Origin of the sequence: Camelimonas lactis (assembly GCF_004342915.1) — a bacterium.
Lineage (GTDB): Bacteria > Pseudomonadota > Alphaproteobacteria > Rhizobiales > Beijerinckiaceae > Camelimonas > Camelimonas lactis.
The window spans coordinates 227,170-246,280 of the sequence record NZ_SLWL01000003.1 but is presented as its reverse complement, the minus strand read 5'-3'; the positions used below and the strand labels follow the sequence as shown (position 1 = coordinate 246,280).

General features: G+C 64.3%; 19 protein-coding genes. 3 read left to right on the top strand and 16 right to left on the bottom strand.

Annotation, left to right across the window (positions count from 1 at the left end):
- Positions 1–176: 176 nt before the first annotated feature.
- Positions 177–1,778 carry a phosphoenolpyruvate carboxykinase gene (locus EV666_RS05620; protein ID WP_132004334.1) on the top strand — a complete coding sequence of 534 codons (1,602 nt, stop codon included), beginning with the start codon at positions 177–179 and terminating at the stop codon, positions 1,776–1,778.
- Between the two features lie 195 nt (positions 1,779–1,973).
- On the opposite strand, the gene EV666_RS05615 is transcribed toward EV666_RS05620, so the two are convergent.
- From EV666_RS05615 to trpS, 4 genes are all read right to left on the bottom strand, one after another.
- Entirely contained in the window at positions 1,974–2,465 is a 492-nt protein-coding gene (locus tag EV666_RS05615) for a GNAT family N-acetyltransferase (protein WP_132004331.1), read from the bottom strand.
- 35 nt (positions 2,466–2,500) lie between these two features.
- Positions 2,501–3,184, bottom strand: a complete 684-nt coding sequence (gene tsaB / locus EV666_RS05610) for a tRNA (adenosine(37)-N6)-threonylcarbamoyltransferase complex dimerization subunit type 1 TsaB (protein ID WP_132004328.1) — start codon at positions 3,182–3,184, stop codon at positions 2,501–2,503.
- Between the two features lie 37 nt (positions 3,185–3,221).
- Positions 3,222–3,782 (bottom strand): NifU family protein, encoded by a 561-nt coding sequence (locus tag EV666_RS05605; RefSeq protein WP_132004325.1) that lies wholly within the window; start codon positions 3,780–3,782, stop codon positions 3,222–3,224.
- A gap of 230 nt (positions 3,783–4,012) precedes the next feature.
- The gene (trpS, locus tag EV666_RS05600) at positions 4,013–5,053 is read right to left on the bottom strand and encodes a tryptophan--tRNA ligase (RefSeq protein ID WP_132004322.1); all 1,041 of its coding nucleotides are present in this window, start codon (positions 5,051–5,053) and stop codon (positions 4,013–4,015) included.
- Positions 5,054–5,464: 411 nt separating this feature from the next.
- Here trpS and EV666_RS05595 point away from each other — a divergent pair, with 411 nt between their 5' ends.
- Positions 5,465–6,466 carry an adenosine kinase gene (locus EV666_RS05595; RefSeq protein WP_132004319.1) on the top strand — a complete coding sequence of 334 codons (1,002 nt, stop codon included), beginning with the start codon at positions 5,465–5,467 and terminating at the stop codon, positions 6,464–6,466.
- Positions 6,467–6,528: 62 nt separating this feature from the next.
- Here the strand turns inward: EV666_RS05595 and coaA are convergent, their stop codons facing one another.
- The 10 genes from coaA to pimC form a co-directional block, all read right to left on the bottom strand.
- Positions 6,529–7,509 (bottom strand): type I pantothenate kinase, encoded by a 981-nt coding sequence (gene coaA / locus EV666_RS05590; protein ID WP_132004316.1) that lies wholly within the window; start codon positions 7,507–7,509, stop codon positions 6,529–6,531.
- A 27-nt stretch (positions 7,510–7,536) separates the two neighbouring features.
- Complete coding sequence (locus tag EV666_RS05585; protein ID WP_132004313.1) at positions 7,537–7,869, bottom strand: phosphoribosyl-ATP diphosphatase; 333 nt, start codon at positions 7,867–7,869, stop codon at positions 7,537–7,539.
- A 1-nt stretch (position 7,870) separates the two neighbouring features.
- On the bottom strand, positions 7,871–8,644 hold the full coding sequence (hisF, locus tag EV666_RS05580) for an imidazole glycerol phosphate synthase subunit HisF (protein WP_132004310.1): 774 nt from the start codon (positions 8,642–8,644) through the stop codon (positions 7,871–7,873).
- A 4-nt stretch (positions 8,645–8,648) separates the two neighbouring features.
- Complete coding sequence (gene hisA, locus EV666_RS05575) at positions 8,649–9,395, bottom strand: 1-(5-phosphoribosyl)-5-[(5-phosphoribosylamino)methylideneamino]imidazole-4-carboxamide isomerase (RefSeq protein WP_207906335.1); 747 nt, start codon at positions 9,393–9,395, stop codon at positions 8,649–8,651.
- Positions 9,383–10,036 (bottom strand): imidazole glycerol phosphate synthase subunit HisH, encoded by a 654-nt coding sequence (hisH, locus tag EV666_RS05570; RefSeq protein ID WP_132004304.1) that lies wholly within the window; start codon positions 10,034–10,036, stop codon positions 9,383–9,385. The genes hisA and hisH overlap by 13 nt, the downstream gene beginning before the upstream one ends.
- Positions 10,033–10,527: a DUF2628 domain-containing protein gene (locus EV666_RS05565; RefSeq protein ID WP_132004301.1), complete on the bottom strand. Its 495-nt coding sequence runs from the start codon at positions 10,525–10,527 to the stop codon at positions 10,033–10,035. Before EV666_RS05565 ends, hisH begins: the two co-directional genes overlap by 4 nt.
- Positions 10,528–10,575: 48 nt before the next feature.
- Positions 10,576–11,163 carry an imidazoleglycerol-phosphate dehydratase HisB gene (hisB, locus tag EV666_RS05560; protein WP_132004298.1) on the bottom strand — a complete coding sequence of 196 codons (588 nt, stop codon included), beginning with the start codon at positions 11,161–11,163 and terminating at the stop codon, positions 10,576–10,578.
- A 119-nt stretch (positions 11,164–11,282) separates the two neighbouring features.
- Positions 11,283–12,614 (bottom strand): TAXI family TRAP transporter solute-binding subunit, encoded by a 1,332-nt coding sequence (locus EV666_RS05555; RefSeq protein ID WP_132004295.1) that lies wholly within the window; start codon positions 12,612–12,614, stop codon positions 11,283–11,285.
- A 148-nt stretch (positions 12,615–12,762) separates the two neighbouring features.
- On the bottom strand, positions 12,763–13,914 hold the full coding sequence (locus EV666_RS05550) for an acyl-CoA dehydrogenase family protein (protein WP_132004292.1): 1,152 nt from the start codon (positions 13,912–13,914) through the stop codon (positions 12,763–12,765).
- A 105-nt stretch (positions 13,915–14,019) separates the two neighbouring features.
- Positions 14,020–15,216 carry a pimeloyl-CoA dehydrogenase large subunit gene (gene pimC / locus EV666_RS05545; protein WP_132004289.1) on the bottom strand — a complete coding sequence of 399 codons (1,197 nt, stop codon included), beginning with the start codon at positions 15,214–15,216 and terminating at the stop codon, positions 14,020–14,022.
- A gap of 595 nt (positions 15,217–15,811) precedes the next feature.
- On the opposite strand from pimC, the gene EV666_RS05540 reads away from it, so the two are divergent.
- Positions 15,812–16,525, top strand: a complete 714-nt coding sequence (locus EV666_RS05540) for a GntR family transcriptional regulator (protein ID WP_132004286.1) — start codon at positions 15,812–15,814, stop codon at positions 16,523–16,525.
- An 8-nt stretch (positions 16,526–16,533) separates the two neighbouring features.
- On the opposite strand, the gene EV666_RS05535 is transcribed toward EV666_RS05540, so the two are convergent.
- Together EV666_RS05535 and EV666_RS05530 are read right to left on the bottom strand one after the other, a co-directional pair.
- Complete coding sequence (locus EV666_RS05535; protein WP_132004283.1) at positions 16,534–17,586, bottom strand: cyclase family protein; 1,053 nt, start codon at positions 17,584–17,586, stop codon at positions 16,534–16,536.
- A gap of 149 nt (positions 17,587–17,735) precedes the next feature.
- Positions 17,736–18,938: an ABC transporter substrate-binding protein gene (locus EV666_RS05530; protein ID WP_132004619.1), complete on the bottom strand. Its 1,203-nt coding sequence runs from the start codon at positions 18,936–18,938 to the stop codon at positions 17,736–17,738.
- Positions 18,939–19,111: the final 173 nt, after the last annotated feature.

Below are 19,111 nucleotides of genomic sequence, written 5' to 3'. Positions count from 1 at the left end.
AAGCCCGGCCTCTGGCGCTGACGTGAAACACGCGCGTTCGGCGCCGTTGCATTGTACTTACATTGCCACGTAGAAACGCTGACAGATTTCTGTCATAGGAACCGCACATCTGATTGACCGCTGGCGGCCGTTGCAGGCTTCTCAAGCCCCCCGGACGGCCCCAAGGAGGACGTTTCGTGGAGAACGTGGGCGTATTCAATGCAGCGCATGGCGCTGAAAGCTTCGGTTTTCGTGAGCTCAAACGGGTAAACTGGAATCTCGAAGCCCCCCGCCTGTATGAAGAAGCCCTGAAAAGGGATGAAGCACAGCTGGTCCGGGGCGGCGCCCTGCTCGCCGAAACCGGCGTGCACACCGGCCGCTCCCCCAAGGACAAGTTCGTGGTGCGCGACGCCAACACCGAAAACGCGGTTTGGTGGGACAATAACGGCGCCATCACGCCGGCCCAGTTCGATACGCTCCTGGCCGATTTCATCGCCCACGCAAAAGGCAAGGAACTGTTCGCGCAGGACCTCTTTGGCGGCGCCGACCCGGCCCACCGCGTGCGCGCCCGCGTTTTCACGGAATTCGCCTGGCACTCGCTGTTCATCCGCAACCTGCTGATCCGCCCGGACCGCAGCGAGGTGAGCAGCTATGTTCCCGAAATGACGATCGTCGACCTGCCGTCGTTCAAGGCTGATCCAGCCCGGCACGGCGTGCGCAGCGAAACCGTCATCGCCATCGACTTCACGCGCAAGATCGTGCTCATCGGCGGCACCAGCTACGCCGGCGAGATGAAGAAGTCGGTGTTCACCTATCTCAATTACGTGCTGCCGACCGTTGGCGTGATGCCGATGCATTGCTCGGCCAACGCCGGTCCCGATGGCGACGTCGCCGTATTTTTCGGCCTCTCCGGCACCGGCAAGACCACGCTTTCCGCTGATCCCAAGCGCACGCTGATCGGCGACGACGAGCATGGCTGGTCGCCCGAAGGCGTGTTCAACTTCGAGGGCGGCTGCTACGCCAAGACCGTGCGGCTGTCGCGCGAAGCCGAACCTGAGATCTACGCCACCACCGAGCGCTTCGGCACCGTCCTGGAAAACGTGGTCGTCGATCCGCTGACCCGTGAGCCCGACTTCGACGATACGTCGAAGACGGAAAACACGCGCTGCGCCTATCCGCTGGATTTCATTCCGAACGCCTCGGCCACCGGCCGCGCCGGCATTCCGAAGAACATCATCATGCTGACGGCCGACGCTTTCGGCGTCATGCCGCCGATCGCCCGCATGACGCCAGCGCAGGCGATGTATCATTTCCTGTCCGGCTACACCGCCAAGGTCGCTGGCACCGAGAAGGGCGTGACCGAGCCGCAGGCGACGTTCTCCACCTGCTTCGGCGCGCCGTTCATGCCGCGCCATCCTTCCGAGTACGGCAACCTGCTGCGCGAACTGATCGCGAAATACGGCGTGACCTGCTGGCTGGTGAACACGGGCTGGACCGGCGGCAAGCACGGAATTGGCAGTCGTATGCCGATCCGCGTCACCCGCGCCCTGCTCGGCGCCGCGCTCGATGGCTCCCTGAACAAGGTCGAGTTCCGCGCTGATCCAAACTTCGGCTTCGAAGTTCCGGTCGCGGTTCCGGGCATCGAGAACGACATTCTGGACCCGATGAAGACCTGGGCCGACAAGGCGGATTTCGCCGCCACGGCGCAACGCCTGGTCGGCATGTTCCACGACAATTTCAAAACCTTCGAGCCGCATGTGGACGCGGAAATCCGCGCCGCGGCGCCTGGCCAGAAATAAGGCCGGCATGAGTCCGGCGGACGCATTATCGCCGGCCAGTTAAAAAATATGCGGCCCGCGCCAGATGTGGCGCGGGCCGCGCTGTTTGGCGCAGCATGGAGCGATGCTGCCGGTCCTTTACGTCGGCCCTGAATTGGCTTCAGCTCGGGGCGCGTTTCAACGCATTCCCTGACCCAACCGCCCCTTGCGCGAAACTCAGAGCTCCCTGCTCATCAGCACGGCAGTCGCGCGCGAGCCATCGGCCCTGGCGTAATATCCCTTGCGCTCGCCCGTCCTGATAAACCCGAAGCGGTCGTACAGGTGCAGGGCGGGCGCATTCCCCTCCTCCACCTCCAGATGCACTGTTCTGACGCCCCTGGCCGCCAGACATTGCAGATGATGCTGCAACAGGCGGAGCGACGCCCGGCGGCCGCGCCAGCGGTCGGAGACGGCGATGGTGAGGATTTCGGCTTCATCCAGCACGCAGCGGCTGAGCACGAACGCGACCGGCGCGACCGGCTGGCCGGAGGCGAACAGCCCGTCGCTCTGGATCATGTCGTCGAGAATCATCGCCGCCATGGCTTCTTCATCCCAGCCATGGGCGAAGCTGGCGGCGTGGATATGCGCCAGAACCGCCGCGCAGGCCGGCTGAAGCCGTTGCGTCACCAGCTCCTCGCTAGACCCCCAGGGCCATCGTAAAACGCTCATACGACCTCCTGAAGCCACCAACGGCGTATGACCTGTCAGGCGCGCGGCAGCGCCCCGCCTTCCTGCGGCTTCGCATCGGGCGCACGCAAATAATAGGGTTTGGGCAGCGCCGTCGCCGGATCAGCCAGCGCGCCAAGCCGCGCCACCCACAGGGGATCGGGAAACAGGGCGTCCGGCGCGACCGTGGCGTTGACGCCCACGGACCAGGCCTCGGCGGCGAGGAGGCCGGCGCCGGAGCCCGCGATCATGATATTGCCGGAGCCAAGCAGACGCGCCGCTTCACGGGCGGTGGCCAGCCGCGCCGGCACCACAACACGGCCGCCAGGAGCCACGGCCTGGATAAAAACCTGGCCATGGCGGGCGTCGATGGCGGCGACGGCGACGCGATCGCCAGCGGTGGCGACGATCGGACTCAGCAGGGCCGAAAGGCTGGTGACGCCGACGACAGGAACTTTAAGGGCGAGACCGATGGCCCGGGCAGCCGAGATGCCGATGCGCAAGCCGGTGAAACTGCCGGGTCCGACGGTCACCACCACCCGGTCGATGGCGCCGAAACCACCTGGCGCATGGGCCATCACGCGCTCCAGCAGCGGCAGCAGCGCCTCGGCGTGACCACGTTCCATAACCATGGTTTCCGTCGAGATCGCCGCCGGAGCCCCACGCTCCGCCACGCACGCCGAGCAGGCGCCAAGAGCCGTATCAATCGCCAGAACGCGCAATTACATCTCCCTCCGCCGCCCGGGTCCCGCGCGATGTTTATACGGCCTCCACGGCCTGAACGTCCGGCAGGAAGTGCCGGAACAGGTTCTGGATGCCGTGCTGCAGGGTGGCGGTTGACGACGGACAGCCGGAGCAGGCGCCCTTCATCGACAGATAAACGGTGCCGTCGCGATAGCCGACGAAGGTGATGTCGCCGCCATCATTGGCCACCGCCGGCCGCACGCGGGTTTCCAGCAGGTCCTTGATGGTGTCGACGATGCCGGCGTCCTTTTCGTCGAAGAACTCCTCGCCGTCATCTACGGGCAAAGCCGCCTGATTGGCCACCACAGGCGCGCCGGACATGAAGTGCTCCATGATCGCGCCCAAAATGGCCGGCTTCAGATGCACCCACTCGCCGCCTGCCTTGGTGACGGTGATGAAGTCATTGCCGAAAAACACGGCGGCGACGCCATCCACGTTAAACAGCCGCTCGGCCAGGGGGGACGCCGAGGCGTCGTCACGGCTGCGGAAATCGAGCGTGCCGTCAGCCAGAACGGTGCGACCGGGCAGAAACTTGAGCGTCGCCGGATTGGGCGTCGCTTCGGTCTGGATAAACATTCTCAACTCCTCGCGCGCCGGTTCAAGGCCGGCGGGTCGGCTGGAGCAAAATCCGTTCACGCTGGAACGGATTTTGCCCTGTCTTTTGTCTGAACGCGCTCTGCGCGCGCTTCCAGGCCAGCCATGCCGGCCTCTGAACCAAATATGGCGGTGGCGCCCAGTGATGGCAACAAACAGCGACGTCACGCCCGGATATGGGCGACGCCCTGCCGTTGCAGGAATCAGTCAAATCAGCGGGCGCGGATGAAACCGAGGATATCCTTTACGTCGCGCATGGTCTGGTCGGCCAGCACACGGGCGCGGTTGGCCCCGTCGACGAGCACCGAATCGATGTAGTGCCCATCCGCAACCAGGCGCTGCATCTCCGAACCGATGGGGCCAAGATGGGCCACGGACAGGTCGACCAGGGCGGTCTTGAAGATCGAAAACTGCGAACCGCCAAACTCGGACAGAACATCCGCCTTGGCCCGGCCGGACAGGGCCGCATAGATACCGACCAGATTGTCTGCTTCCGGGCGGTTTGCGAGGCCGGCTTCTTCGGAAGGCAGCGGCTCGGCGTCAGTCTTGGCCTTGCGCACCTTCTGGGCGATCGCGTCGGGGCCATCACTGAGGTTGATGCGCGAATAATCGGACGGATCCGATTTGGACATTTTCTTCGCGCCGTCACGCAGGCTCATGACCCGGCGGGCCGGGCCCTGGATCAGTGGCTCGGCCAGCGGGAAATATGTCTCGCCGAAGCCATTGCGCGCGATCGATTCGGCGAAATCATTGTTGAATTTCTGGGCGATGTCGCGGGTCAGCTCCATGTGCTGCTTCTGGTCCTCGCCGACAGGCACATGGGTGGCGCGGTAAACAAGGATGTCGGCGGCCATCAGGTCCGGATAGGTGAACAGCCCCACCGAGGCGTTCTCCCGGTCCTTGCCCGCCTTCTCCTTGAACTGGGTCATGCGGTTGAGCCAGCCCATGCGGGCGACGCAGTTGAACACCCACGCCAGTTCGGCATGACCGCTGACCTGGCTCTGGTTGAACACGATATGCCGCCTGGGGTCGACGCCGCAGGCCAGAAAGGCGGCGGTGACCTCGCGAATCTGGCGCGTCAGCTCCTGGGGCTTCTGGGGCACGGTGATCGCATGCATGTCCACCACGCAATAGATGCACTCATACTGGTCCTGGAGCCCGACAAAGCGCTGGATGGCGCCAAGATAATTGCCGAGATGCAGATTGCCCGTTGGTTGCACGCCGGAGAACACGCGCTGGCCGATTGTCGCCATACTGCTTCACCATCACCCGGTTGACGTCAGGTGCGACCCGCGTTCGTTCAGCCACAGCGCCGGAACGGACGTAAATCGCATGTCGGAAGAACGGGCATGCTCCTGGCAGATGAACGGCGCCGCCCCGGTCAGGAAGCGCCCCGCGTGAACATGCGTCGCAAGGGCGCGTTATGACGCCGGCCACGCCTTCACGCAAGCACAACGGATTCAGGCGTCGGGCCTGGGCATGCGCCAACGGCAGGCCCCATTACCCAGGCTTGACCAGAATCATGAGTCGGCCCCATCCCGTTCTGCTATCAGGTAACTGACAATTGTTTCGCAAACTGCCAGGAAGGCGCCGATTCCAGACGGCTTTCCGGCCAACCACCCGCCAGAACGCCCGCGTCCGGGCGCATCCCTCAGGAGATCTTCATGTCTGCAAAACGGCACGATGTGCTTGGCATCGGCAATGCGCTCGTCGACATTCTGGCGCGCGCCGATGAGGCCTTTCTTGGCCAGCATCACATCGCCAAGGGCGCCATGCAGCTCGTGGACGAAGCCGGCGCCGACGCCTTGTACGCAGCCATGGGGCCCACCACCACGGTTTCCGGCGGCTCCGCCTCCAACACCATCGCGGGCGTCGCCGCCCTAGGCGGCCGCGGCGCCCTGATCGCCCGGGTGCGGAAAGACGACCTGGGAGCGGCCTTCGCCCACGACCTGCACGCCATGGGCGTCGCCTTTCCAACGGCGCCAGCCGGAGAGGGGCCCGGCACGGGACGTTGCTTCGTGCTGGTGACGCCGGATGGCGAACGCAGCATGAGCACCTATCTGGGCGCGGGGCAGGATCTCAGCCCGGCGGACCTGGACGAGGACATGATCGCCGCGTCGGACATCATCTATCTTGAAGGCTACCTCTGGGACCCTCCGCAGGCCAAGGTGGCCTTCCTGCGCGCCGCCGAAGTGGCGCACGCCAGCGGCGGGCGCGTCGCCATTACCCTGTCGGACGCGTTCTGCGTCGACCGCTATCGCGACGAATTCAACAATCTCATCGACAGCAAGGTGGTGGATATCGTCTTCGCCAATACCCACGAGGTGACGAGCCTGTACCAGACGGCGGATTTTGAGACGGCGCTGGGCGAACTGGCGCAGCGCGACGTACTGGGCGTGGTCACCCGCTCGGAAAAGGGCTGTGTCATCCTGAACGGGGGCCAGCGCATCGCCGTGCCAGCGGCGCCGATCGGGACGCTGGTCGACACCACCGGGGCCGGCGACCTGTTCGCGGCGGGCTTCCTGTTCGGGCTCGCCCGCAATGCGCCGCTCGAAATCTGCGGGCAGATCGGCGCCATCGCCGCCGCGGAAGTCATCCAGCACATGGGCGCCCGCCCGGTCGCCGATCTCAAACAGCTGATCGCCCAGTCGGGCCTCAAGTTCTGAAAAAAAACGGGGCGGTTTGCGCCGTCCCGTTTTCAGCCCTGCTTTTCGATTATCGACGCGGCTTACAGCCGGCGCAGCGAGACTTCCTCGATCAGATGGCTGCGGCCCTTGCGCAATACCAGATCGGCGCGACGGCGGGTCGGCAGCACATTTTCGCGCAGGTTGGTCAGGTTGATGCGGCTCCACAACCGCTCAGCCATCTGCAGGGCCTCGCCCTCGCTGACGCTGGCGTACTTGCGGAAATAGGATTGCGGATCGCGGAACGCCGTTTCACGCAGGCGCATGAAGCGCGTCACATACCACTCGTGCAGCAGATCCTCATCCGCATCCAGATAGACCGAGAAGTCAAAAAAGTCTGATACGAACGGAATATCGCTGCCATCCCGGGGCAGACGCGCCGGTTGCAGGACGTTCAGCCCCTCGAGAATGAGAATGTCCGGCTGGTCGACATACACTTCCTCGCCCGGCACCACGTCGTAGACGAGGTGGGAATAGACCGGACCGGCTACATTGCGCTTGCCGGATTTGATGTCCGAGAGGAACTGCAGCAGCTTCTGCGTGTCATAGCTTTCCGGGAAGCCCTTGCGCTCCATCAGTCCCTGACGCTCAAGCTCGGCGTTAGGATAGAGGAAGCCATCGGTGGTGACCAGGTCGACCTTGGGGGTATTGGGCCAACGCGCCAGCAGCGCCTGCAGGATACGGGCGGTGGTTGACTTGCCAACGGCGACCGACCCTGCGATGCCAATGATATAGGGTGCCTTGGTTTCCTGCTCGGCCAGCAGGAAGCGCTGCGTCGCCTTGAACAGTCCCTGGGTCGCCGCGACGTACAGGGACAACAGCCGCGACAGCGGCAGATAGATCGCGATGACCTCTTCCAGCGAGATCGGGTCGTTAAGCGATTGCAGCTTCACGACTTCATCGCCCGTCAGCGTCAACGGCGTGTCGGCGCGCAACCTGGCCCACTCCGCCCGGGTGAATTCGCGAAATGGGGAGACGGAGCGCTCGATCTGCTCTGGCGGCGCGGCGTAATCTGCTGGCGTCATTGTCGTTCCTGTCTCCCGCCGTACCATTCAGGTCTGGCGGGACGCCTTCTCCTGCAATCCGGACTGACCGGTCCGGCGTTGCAGTTCCTCCATGACGGCGCTGAGCGGAATATCAGCGCCACGCAACACAACAAGCAGATGGTATAAAACATCAGCTGCTTCGCCGGTCAGGTTTTCCCTGTCGCGCGCCACGGCCGCGAGCGCGGCTTCCACGCCCTCCTCGCCAAGCTTCTTTGCAGCCTTCATCGGACCGTCAGCAAGCAGTTTCGCCGTATATGACGTGTCCGGGCTTGCCGCGGCGCGGGCCGCCACGATCGCTTCGAGATCCTCAAGCGTGAATTTGCCCGTGAGTTCAGCCATGTCAGACCATCCGCACCGGTATGCCGGCCGCGGCCATATGCGCCTTGGCCTCGCTGACCGTGTAAGTCCCAAAATGGAAAATTGACGCGGCCAGCACAGCGCTGACCCCACCTTCCGTGACGCCATTAACCAGATCATCCAGCGAGCCGACGCCGCCTGAAGCGATCACCGGAGCGCTGACAGCGCTGGAAATCGCCTTCATCAGCGGCAGGTCGTAGCCGGCGCGGGTGCCGTCGCGGTCCATTGAGGTGACCAGCAGTTCGCCCGCGCCCAGAGAAACGACCTCGCGCGCGAAATCGATGGCGTCGATGCCGGTTTCGCGTCGGCCGCCATGAGTAAATATCTCCCAGCGCGGCGGCGCTCCATCCGGCGAAACACGCTTGGCGTCGATGGCCACGACGATGCACTGGTCGCCGAACTTTTCCGCCGCTTCACGGACGAACTGGCGGTTGTTCACAGCCGCCGTGTTGATCGACACCTTGTCGGCGCCAGCCAGCAGCAGCCGGCGGATATCCTCAACGGCGCGGACGCCGCCGCCGACAGTCAGGGGCGTGAAACAGGCCTCGGCCGTGCGCTGCACCACATCGAGCAGGGTGCTGCGATCTTCGTGGCTGGCGGTGATGTCGAGGAAGCAGAGCTCATCGGCGCCCGCCGCGTCATAGGCGCGCGCCGCTTCGACAGGATCGCCAGCGTCGACCAGGTCGACGAATTTGACGCCCTTGACGACCCGCCCGTCCTTGACGTCGAGGCAGGGAATGATGCGAACCTTCAACATCGGCTCAACGTCCCGCGTTCTTCAGCAACGCCAGCGCTTCCGCCGGGTCGAGACGGCCGTCATACAGGGCGCGGCCGGAAATCGCGCCCTCCAGAATCGCGCAGTCGGGTTGCGTCAGGCGCTGGACGTCGGCAATGGACGCCAGCCCACCTGACGCAATCACCGGGATGGACACGGCGCGGGCCAGCGCCAGCGTCGACTCGATGTTGAGGCCGCCCATGGCGCCGTCGCGGCTGATGTCGGTGAAGATAATGGCGGCGACGCCGGCGTCCTCGAATTTCTTGCCAAGCTCCTCCGCGCCGATCTCCGACAGGCTGGCCCAGCCCTCGACAGCCACGCGGCCGTCGCGGGCGTCGATGCCAACGGCGATGCGGCCAGGATGCAGCCGCGCCGCCTCACGCACGAACGCCGGGTCGCGCACCGCAGCAGTGCCGATGATGACGCGCGACACGCCGCGCGACAGCCAGCCATCGACGGTGCGCATGTCGCGAATGCCGCCACCGAGTTGCACGGACATGCCAGGCGCCCGCGCGAGGATTGCTTCAACCGCATCCGCGTTGACCGGCCGCCCGGCGAAGGCGCCATCCAGATCGACGATATGCAGCCAGTCGAACCCCTGGGCGCGGAAGGCTTCAGCCTGGGCGCCCGGGTTATCGTTGAACACCGTGGCCTGTTTCATGTCGCCATGAACCAGGCGGACGCACTGGCCTTCCTTGAGGTCGATTGCGGGAAACAGGATCACGGACGCCACCTGATGAAATTGGAAAGCAGCGCAAGGCCGAAACCCTGGCTTTTCTCTGGGTGAAACTGGCTGCCAGCCACATTGTCCCGGGCCACGAAGGCGGTAATCGCTCCGCCATAGTCGGTCGTGGCGACGACGTCTTCCGGGCGTGCGGCGGTCAGCGCATAGGAATGGACAAAATAGGCGTCGCGGCTACGACCGGAGTTCAGCAGATTGTCCAGCAGCGGATGGGGACGGACCTGGGTGAGATCATTCCACCCCATGTGAGGAATCTTGAGCGACGGATCCGCTGGACGAATCGGCGCCACGTCGCCGCTGATCCAGTCAAGACCGGCGGTGATCTCATATTCCAGACCGCGCGAGGCCAGCAGTTGCATGCCGACGCAGATGCCAAAAAACGGCCGGCCCTTCTCCTGCACCAGTTCCGTCAGCGCCTCGGTCAGACCTGGCGCGGCGTCGAGGCCGCGACGGCAGTCGGCGAAGGCGCCGACGCCCGGCAACACCACCCGGTCGGCCTTCAGCACCTCATCCGGATCAGACGACAGCCGGACGGTGACCTCGCTGCCGGCGTCATTGCCAGCGCGCTCCAGGGCCTTGCAGGCGGAGTGCAGGTTGCCCGAGCCATAATCAACCACAACAACCGTATTCAACGACCGCCCTCCGGCTCCGGAAACAACCCTACAATGCCCGCCACGGCGCGCCGCTCCGGCTGCGCGGCGGATTGCGCAGCGATAACTGGTGGGGAATCTTCCGCTGGCTGCGACAGCCACCGCCTGAACATCATGTTCTCCGCCTCGGCTCCGTTACGGGCAACGACAGCGTCCGCCAGACGATAGCCCCGGCCACGCAGGGATCGCGCCCGCAACGCGCCAGCCTCAAGCCCGATGAACAGGCGAACCGCCAGCAGGACCATCAGCACGACGCCCGACCCAACGGGAAAATACGCGGCGAGAGCGAGCACCGCGGGCGTGATCATGAGGGCGCCCAGCGCCGCCAGCCAAAGGCGGAAATACAGAAACCACAGCGTCGGCGCCAGAAACGCCAGCCAGGTGAACGAATCCCTGACGACCACGGCGTTTTCGAGAGCGCCGGGGTCTCCGGGCGTCGCGCCCCGCGGCGCGAACAACAGAAAGGACTTCATGCCAGCTCCCCCTGTCGCACGGCAATCCACGCCCTCTTGCAAGGCGCGTCAGAGCGCGCCCTTGGTGGACGGAATCCGGTTACCTTCGCGGGCGTCGATCGCCACGGCCTTGCGCAGGGCGCGGCCGAGCCCCTTGAAGCAGCTCTCGGCGATATGGTGGCTATTAAGGCCGTAGAACGTCTCGACATGCAGGGTGAGCCCCGCGTTCATGGCGAAAGCCTGGAAAAACTCCCGCACCAGCTCCGTATCGAAGGTCCCGATCTTGCCCGCGGTAAATTCGGTGCGAAACACCAGGAACGGCCGGCCGGAAATGTCGACACAGACGCGCGACAGGGTCTCGTCCATCGGGACGTGCGCGTCGGCGTAGCGCACCACGCCGCGCTTGTCGCCCAGCGCCTTGCGGAAAGCTTCACCAAGGGCAATGCCGCAATCTTCCACCGTATGATGGTCATCGACATGCAGATCGCCGTCCGCATGGACCTTGACGTCGAACAGACCATGACGGGCAAACAGGTCCAGCATGTGATCGAAGAAACCGACGCCGGTGGCGACGTCAGCCCTGCCGTCCCCGTCCAGATTGATGGAAACGGAGATTTTGGTCTCGTTGGTCGATCGCGCGACTTCGCCGGCACGCATGGAGCGTTCTCCTGTCCCGTAGCCTGCGCATCAAACAGCGGCTACCCAATGACGGGCCGGCGGAATGGCAGGGCCATTATAACCGGTTCAGGTTCGTTTGACGCATAACGCGCCGCTGATCAACTGCCGGGCGCCTGCGCCGGCAGGAATCGCTTCCCCGCCCTGTCGACCGGAGCAGCCAGACGGGTTCGGGCATCGGTGATCTGGGTGCGCCACCAGTCAAACGCCAGATTGATGGCGGCAAGATCGTCAGCGGACAGTTCACAGTTGGCCGCGCGCTCGAACACCGACGACAGCAGATGTTCAACCCTGACCTCCGCCTCGTCCAGTTGCGCCAGCGACGCAACGCCTGTCAGGCTGGCGCCAATGGCCCGCAGTTCGCCCAGCACACGCATCAGCCGTCGGCGCCGGCCCAGCGCGAAACGGGCGGCGACAGCGGTAGCGAAGGAGGCGACGCCGCCGATCACGAACAGGCCGAGATAGAGCGCATCGCTGTAGCGTTCGAGCAGGCCAGTACTTTCGCCGTCCCGGAAAGCCCGGGCGCCCTGATGCACCAGAACCGGGGAGTCCTCCGGATCTGGCACTTCATAGTGGTCATAGCCCGGCGCGGCGCGGCGGATGGCGGAGCGGACGGACAGGAACTGCTGCAATAGCCGCGACACCTTGCCTTCGTCCAGGTCTGCCCGGGCCATCAGGCGCACCGGCGCGGCCACCGTATCCTTCTTTTTCGCCGGCAATGGCGGGCTGCCGCGAAATATGCCGGCGGGGATGGAAACCGTTTCCAGATCGCCAACGCGTTGCGCCAGCGCCTCAGCCTCCGCCATGTCGATAATGGCGATGCCGCCCGGGTTGCCTTCCGCGATGCGGCGCACGCTGGCGGCCATGGCGGGGGCGGCCACCGAACCGAGCAGGGCGAACGCGTCAAAGCGGCGCGAAGCCAGGGCGTCGGCCAGTTCCGCCGGCTGGATGACGGCGCTCTTCTGCGAGGCGCCCACGAGGCCATAATAATCGAACAGCGCATTCAGGCGATTGCCGGGCTCGGGGCCGCCGAAAGCCAGCACGCCGATGCGCTTGCCGGCAAGGGCGCTGACATCCGTCGCGTCATCGACGCCGCGCGCGACAATGACCAGCGCTTCGCGGCGGAGCACGAGAACAGCCTCGGCGGCGGTGGCGGCAATATTGTCCGAGCGCGCCACGCCCAGATCGACAGAGCCGGCGTTCAGCGCCGCAGCCACCTCGGCGGCGTTTCGCAACACCACCGTTTTCAGGCGGATTTCCTTTTTGCGCTCACGGAACGCCTGGTCGGCGATCTGCATGACATGCCGGCTGATGGCGTCGTCCGCCGTCACGCCGACACGCAATTGCGTTGGCTGGATGGCGATATAGATCACGCCGCTGATGGCGGCGATGCAGAACAGCAGGGCCGCCAGAACCATACGGACGTCAGTCATTGCGCGCCACCAGCCCGGGCAATTATTGCATGGGGAACCGTTTGAATGCTGCCGACAGAAGGCGGGGAATTCATGGCGCCAGAATGGACAAAACCCGGCCTGTCAGAACGACAGGCCGGGTTGCATGATGTCAGCGGCGCCGTCTGTTTCAGGCAGCCGGCAGCAGACCGCCGAGGTCCGACAGGATGCCAAGGTGATGGTCGGCGTCGCCGAACATGGCGTCGATCATGGTCAGGCGCTTGAAGTAATGGCCGATGGCGAACTCGATGGTGACGCCAACGCCGCCGTGAAGCTGCACGCCATTCTTGCCGACGACGCGGCCGGAACGGCCAACCTGAACGCGGGTGGCGGCCATGGCGCGGGCACGCTCGTCCGCATCCTCCTCCTGGGTCATCATCGTGGCGTACATGGCCATGCTGCGCGCCTGTTCGAGCGCGGTGAACATGTCCACGGCCTGGTGCTGCAACGCCTGGAAGTTGCCAATCGGCTGGCCGAACTGGTTGCGCGTCTTGATGTACTCAACCGTAAGCTCCAGCGCCCGCTGCATGGCGCCGACAGCTTCCGCCGAAGTAGCGGCAATGGCGTCGTCGTAGACCCGGCGGACAACGGCAAGACCATCGCTCTCGCCACCGATCAGGGCGTCGGCGCCGACGCGGACGCCAGCCATGTCGATGTCGGCCGCGCGCAGGCCGTCCTGGGTGGCGTAGCCGCGGCGGGTCAGGCCGCCAGCGTCGGCCGGCACGAGGAACAGGGCTACGCCGTTTTCGGCGGTCTGGTCACCGGAAACGCGCGCGCTGACCACCAGCAGGTCGGCGCTGTCGCCATGCAGGACGCCGGACTTGGCTCCATTCAGCACCCAGCCATCGCCATCACGCTTCGCCGTCGCTGCGACATTGGCGAGATTGTACCGGGCCTGAGGCTCAGCGTGGGCCAAGGCGAGCTTGAGGCTGCCTTCGGCAATCTGGGGGATGATTTTCTGCCTTTGCGCCGCGCTGCCAGCGCGACGCAGGGCGCCGCCGCCCAGCACCACCGTCGCCAGATACGGCTCCAGCACCAGGGCGCGGCCAAGGGCTTCCATGACGATCATGGTGTCGACGGCGCCGCCGCCAAAACCGCCGTCTTCTTCCGCGAACGGCAGGCCAAGAATGCCGAGTTCGGCATATTGCGTCCACAGCGCGTCGCTATAGCCCTTCGGCTCGGCGCCATACCGCTTGCGCGACTCAAAATCGTATTTGTCGGCGACCAGGCGCTCGACGCTGTCCTTCAGCAGGCGCTGCTCTTCACTGAGGTCAAAATCCATGACTGACTGTTCCTTTGCCGGCTCAACAGCACCGCAGCGCCGGAGCCTGGATAATGGATAACGGAAGCTTCCCGGCCCCGGGGGCCGGGAAGCGGCGCTCGCCTCTCAGAGACCCAGCACCTGCTTGCTGATGATGTTCTTCTGGATTTCGTTCGAGCCGCCGTAGATGGAGACCTTGCGATAATTGAAGAAGTTGGGCGCCGAGGTCAGGGCCCATTCCGGCGCCGCCGCCGGTTCGTTGCGACCATCTGCGCCATGGGGCTGGTAGGCGAGCGCTTCGGGACCCGCCAGCTCGACCATCAGCTCGGTCAGCGTCTGCTGGATTTCCGAGCCCTTGATCTTGAGGATCGACGAGGCCGGGTCGGGTTTGCCGTCCAGAGTCGCCATGTTGGCGACAACGCGCATCTGCGTCATTTCCAGCGCTTTCAGCTCCACCTCGATAGCGGCGAGCTTTTCCCGGAAACGGGCGTTCTCGAGCACCGGCGGGTTGCCGTGGCGCGATTCGGACGCGAGCAGCTTGATACGGCGGACGCGCTCCTTCGAAGCGCCAACGCGGGCAATGCCAACGCGCTCATTGCCAAGCAGGAATTTGGCGTAATCCCAACCGCGGTTTTCCTCACCAACCAGGTTCTCTGCGGGAACCCGCACGTCGTCGAAGAACACTTCGTTGACTTCGTGGCCGCCTTCGATGGTGATGATCGGACGTACGGTGATGCCCGGCGTCTTCATGTCAATCAGCAGGAAGCTGATGCCGCGCTGGGGTTTTGCGGAAGGATCGGTGCGGACGAGGCAGAAGATCCAATCGGCGTGTTGGGCGAGGGTCGTCCAGGTCTTCTGGCCATTGACCACATAGAAATCGCCATCGCGACGCGCCGAGGTCTTCAGCGAGGCGAGGTCCGAGCCGGAGCCCGGCTCCGAGAAGCCCTGGCACCACCAGTCATCCAGATTGGCCATGCGCGGCAGGAAGCGCTTCTTCTGCTCTTCCGAGCCGAACTGGATAATGACCGGACCGCACATGCTGGCGTTGAAGGCCAGCGGCTCCGGCGCGGGCGCCGCCATCAGCTCCTCACGGAAGATGTACTGACGCACCGGATCCCAACCGGTGCCACCCCACTCGACCGGCCAATGCGGAACCGCCCAACCCTTCTTGTTAAGGGTGCGCTGCCACTCGACCTGCTCGTCCTTGCTGACGTGATGGCCAGCGCGAAGCTTGGCGCGAAGCTTTTCCGGCAGAGCGGTCCGGAAAAACTCCCGCACTTCCTCACGGAAGGCCTGTTCTTCAGGGGTAAAGCTCAGATCCATCCTCTTGTCCTTCCCGTGCGCCATGTCGCCGCACGCCCCCAAGGGGGCAAAGCGGTCGGTTTCCTGCTTCCCTTGTGGCTCACGCCAGAAGAGTATTTCCATTGCGGGAATTCGCCTGCGGCAATCCGCGGTTCAGCCCGCCAAACACGATCACTGCCCATGCTCATCGCGCGCGGCGGGAACCGCTGCCCTTCCCTCCCCATGATCCCGAGAACCGGCAAAGCGGGCGCCCCGCGGGCCATTTCCAGCCAGCCTGGGCTGTTTTCTCGACATGTGGCGTCAGGCGGAATTGTCGCCGCGCGCCACGGATTGGGCGCGTGGGCCAGTGTTAAGCGGCGGTTCGCATCATGCCAAGTAGCAATTCCGCCTGGTTGCCTTTCGGCACCTGCACGCGCAGTTTTCCCGATCGGCGACTCCCGGGCGTCAACAAACGACGCCTGAATTATTGTAACGTCCCATAAAGTTTCAGATTGCCCGCAGCTTCGCGCGGACCGGGGGGTTGTGCTGGCGGCGGCGGCGGTGCATGTAGCGCCCACACCCGCTTCGCATCGCATATATGAAATGACATCCTGTCCAGGGGGCGGGAGAAAACGCCATGATGTCCGCACTCCAAAAGCAGTCCGATGAACCCTTGGCCCGGGAAAGCCTGAGCAACCAGGCGTATTTCCGTCTGCGTCGCGACATCATGAGCGGCCGGTTCTCCCCGGGCGAAAAGCTGAAGCTGCGCGACATCGCGGCGGAACTCGGCGTCAGTCCGACGCCGGTGCGCGAGGCGCTGGCGCGTCTCGTCGCCGACATGGCGGTCGCCCAGCTTGACCATCGCTCGGTGCGCATTCCGCATATCGATCCGGAGCGCTTCAGCGAGATCTGCGTGTTGCGCATCGATGTCGAAGGGCGCTCCGCAGCACGGGCCGCCGAAATCGCCACGGCTGACCAGGTGGCGGAGCTGGAAGCGATCCATGACCGTATGATCGCCCTGAAAAAGGCGCGCGACTTCAAGGAATCATTCGCGGAGAACCAGCGTTTTCACGCAGCCTTCTGCGCCATCGCCGATATGCCGCTGCATTATCGCATCGCCGAAACCCTGTGGCTGCAAATCGGCCCGCTGATGAATGCGCTGCTGGTTCACCGCCCGACCACTCTGCCCCGCCGTCATCCCCACCATACGTTGCTGGACGGCCTGCGGCAGAAGGACCCGCAACTGGCGCGGCAGGGCGCGGAAGAAGATATCCGCATCAACGCCGAGCCAATGCTGGCCTATCTGCGCAATCCGGAGGGGGCCGGGCCGGCGGCGCTATCCGCCGGCTAGGCGCGACATCAGACTGTCGCGACCGGTGTCGCCGGCGAGCCCACGGCGCCCGTAAGCCGCAGCGGGGGCGCGGTCAACATGAAGCGGTTGCGGCCATGGTCCCGCAGCCAGTTGGCCAGCGGCGTCAGATGCCACAATTCGCCCAGATGAACCCCGAGCTTGAACAGGCAGTGCTCATGCAGGGGCAGCTGGGCGCAGCAATCGCCGCCGGGGCGCGCTGGATAGGCCTCAACCGAATAGTTGTCGGCGATGAGGGCGGCCAGGCCACTGTCCGTAATCCATTGCAGCAGGCGCCCGTCGCGGCCATCCAGCAGGGCGCAGGCATTTTCGACAGCGAAATGGGTCGGATTTCCACCAAGCTCCAGCAGAAATTCGGCGAATCCCGTGTGCAGGCAGACCATGTCGCCGGGTTCAATCTCCACCCGGTCTTTCTCCAGGATCGGCATCAGCTGGTCATAGCCGATGATCTCCCGCGCCCGGCCGACATGGGCGTGCAGATCGATCATCACGGCGCGGCCCTGCATGCCTTTCACCGCCATATTCTCAACGCCGAGGCGCCGGGCGCCGGACGTGCTGGGGCCATAACCTTCCGGCGCGCCGGCGTCCGTCAGGTCGCTGGGGCCAACAACGTCCTCGCCCGCCCGAAAGCCGTTGTAGTACAAAGGCTCCGGCACGCCATCACCGTCGGCGTCGAACATGGAGCCAACGTGGGCGAAGCTGTCCCACTGGGTTGAATATTGCAGGTGCAGGAGCACCAGATCGTCACACAGCACATCGGTGGCGCCGGCATGATCGCGCCCAAGCTGGTAGTTCATGTTGACCGCGTCGCCGCGGCGCGTCGGCCGCAGCACGGGTGGGAAGCGCCGCGGGTTCAGCACGTTGCCGCCGGGATATTCCAGCGGCAGGCTGAGGCAAAACGCAAGGCCCTCACGAATTTCCGCCGCGCCCTGCTTCACCTTTTCCGGCGTGATGAGGTTCAGCCGTCCCAACTGATCGTCCGGCCCGAAGTCGCCCCAGGTGGAGCCTTCAGGCCGCTGCTTCCAGCGGCCGGATTGCGTCATGACGTTTTCTCTCCCGGATTTTTATGTTTCACGCGAAACATCGTCCTGGAGAGTCCGTCAGAACGGCTTCTCCCGACGCGCGACGCGTTGATGCGCAACCATGGGACGGTCGCGCGTCAACGGTCAATCACTGCCGCGAACCTGTAGGCTTATGGCTTCTTCACCAGCGGACAGCGCGATTCGGACAGGGGCTGGAACGCCTCATCGCCTGGAATGGTTTGCAGGATCTTGTAATAATCCCAAGGACCCTTGCTATCGGAAGGCGATTTCACCTCGGCCAGATACATGTCATGCACCATGCGGCCGTCTTCGCGAATCCTGCCGTTGGTCGCGAAAAAATCATTGACCGGCGTTTCGCGCATTTTCTTCATCACGGCGTCAGTCGCATCCGTGCCGGCCGCCTGCACCGCCTTCAGATAGTGCATCGTCGCCGAATAGGTTCCAGCCTGGGACATGCTGGGCATGCGTCCGGTCTTCTCGAAATAACGCTTCGACCATGCCCGGGAGGCCTCATCGCGATCCCAGTAGAATGCGGTGGTGAGCACCAGCCCCTGGGCCTTGTCGATGCCGAGGCTGTGGATGTCGGACAGGAAGATCAGCATGCCGGCGAGCTTCTGGCCGCCCTGAACCACGCCAAACTCCTGGGCCTGCTTGATGGAGTTCACGGTATCATTGCCGCCATTCGCCAGGGCGATGATCTTCGCCTTTGAGGCCTGCGCCTGCAGCAGGAACGACGAAAAATCCAGCGTGTTGAGCGGCGCGCGCACCGACCCCAGCACCTTGCCGCCGCCCTCGCGCACGACGCGCGTGACGTCTTTCTCCAGATCCGTGCCGAAGGTGTAGTCGGCCGTCACGAAAAACCAGCTGTCGAAGCCCTGTTTGACGGCGGCCTTGCCGGTGCCATGCGCCAGCGCATAGGTGTCATAGGTCCAGTGGACGGACGTGGGCGTGCAGGCTTCGTTGGTGAGGCGCGCCGAGGCCGGACTGGTCAGCACCACGATCTTGTTGCGCGGACGGGCGACTTCCAGCGCCGCCAGCGACGGGGCGGTTGCGGCGACATCCATGATGGCGTCGAGCTTTTTGGAATCGAACCACTCCCGCGCGAGCGCGGCGGTGATATCGGGCTTGTTCAGGGTGTCGGCGCTCAAAAGCTCGATCTTTTTCCCAAGTACCTTGCCGCCAAAATCATCAATGGCCATCTGCGCCGCGGCGACACTGTTGGGCCCTGTGATATCGGCATAAGGGCCAGACATGTCGAGCAGCAGGCCGATCTTGACGGCGTCGTCAGAAATCGCAGGCTGTTCTCCGGCCTTCACGCCGTGCAGGGCGGATGAAGCGAGCAGCGCGCCCATCAGGGCGGTCGCGCTGGCCCGCCGCAGACACGTGGTGCTTTTCCGGACAAACATTTTCTTGCGCCATTGCGCCATCTTTTGTTCCCTCCTGAATGTTGTTCAATATTGATTTTGAAAAAGCTGTCGCGGTCGCGTTTCAATGTCAAATAGCGTCCACGGTCATCAACGGGTTT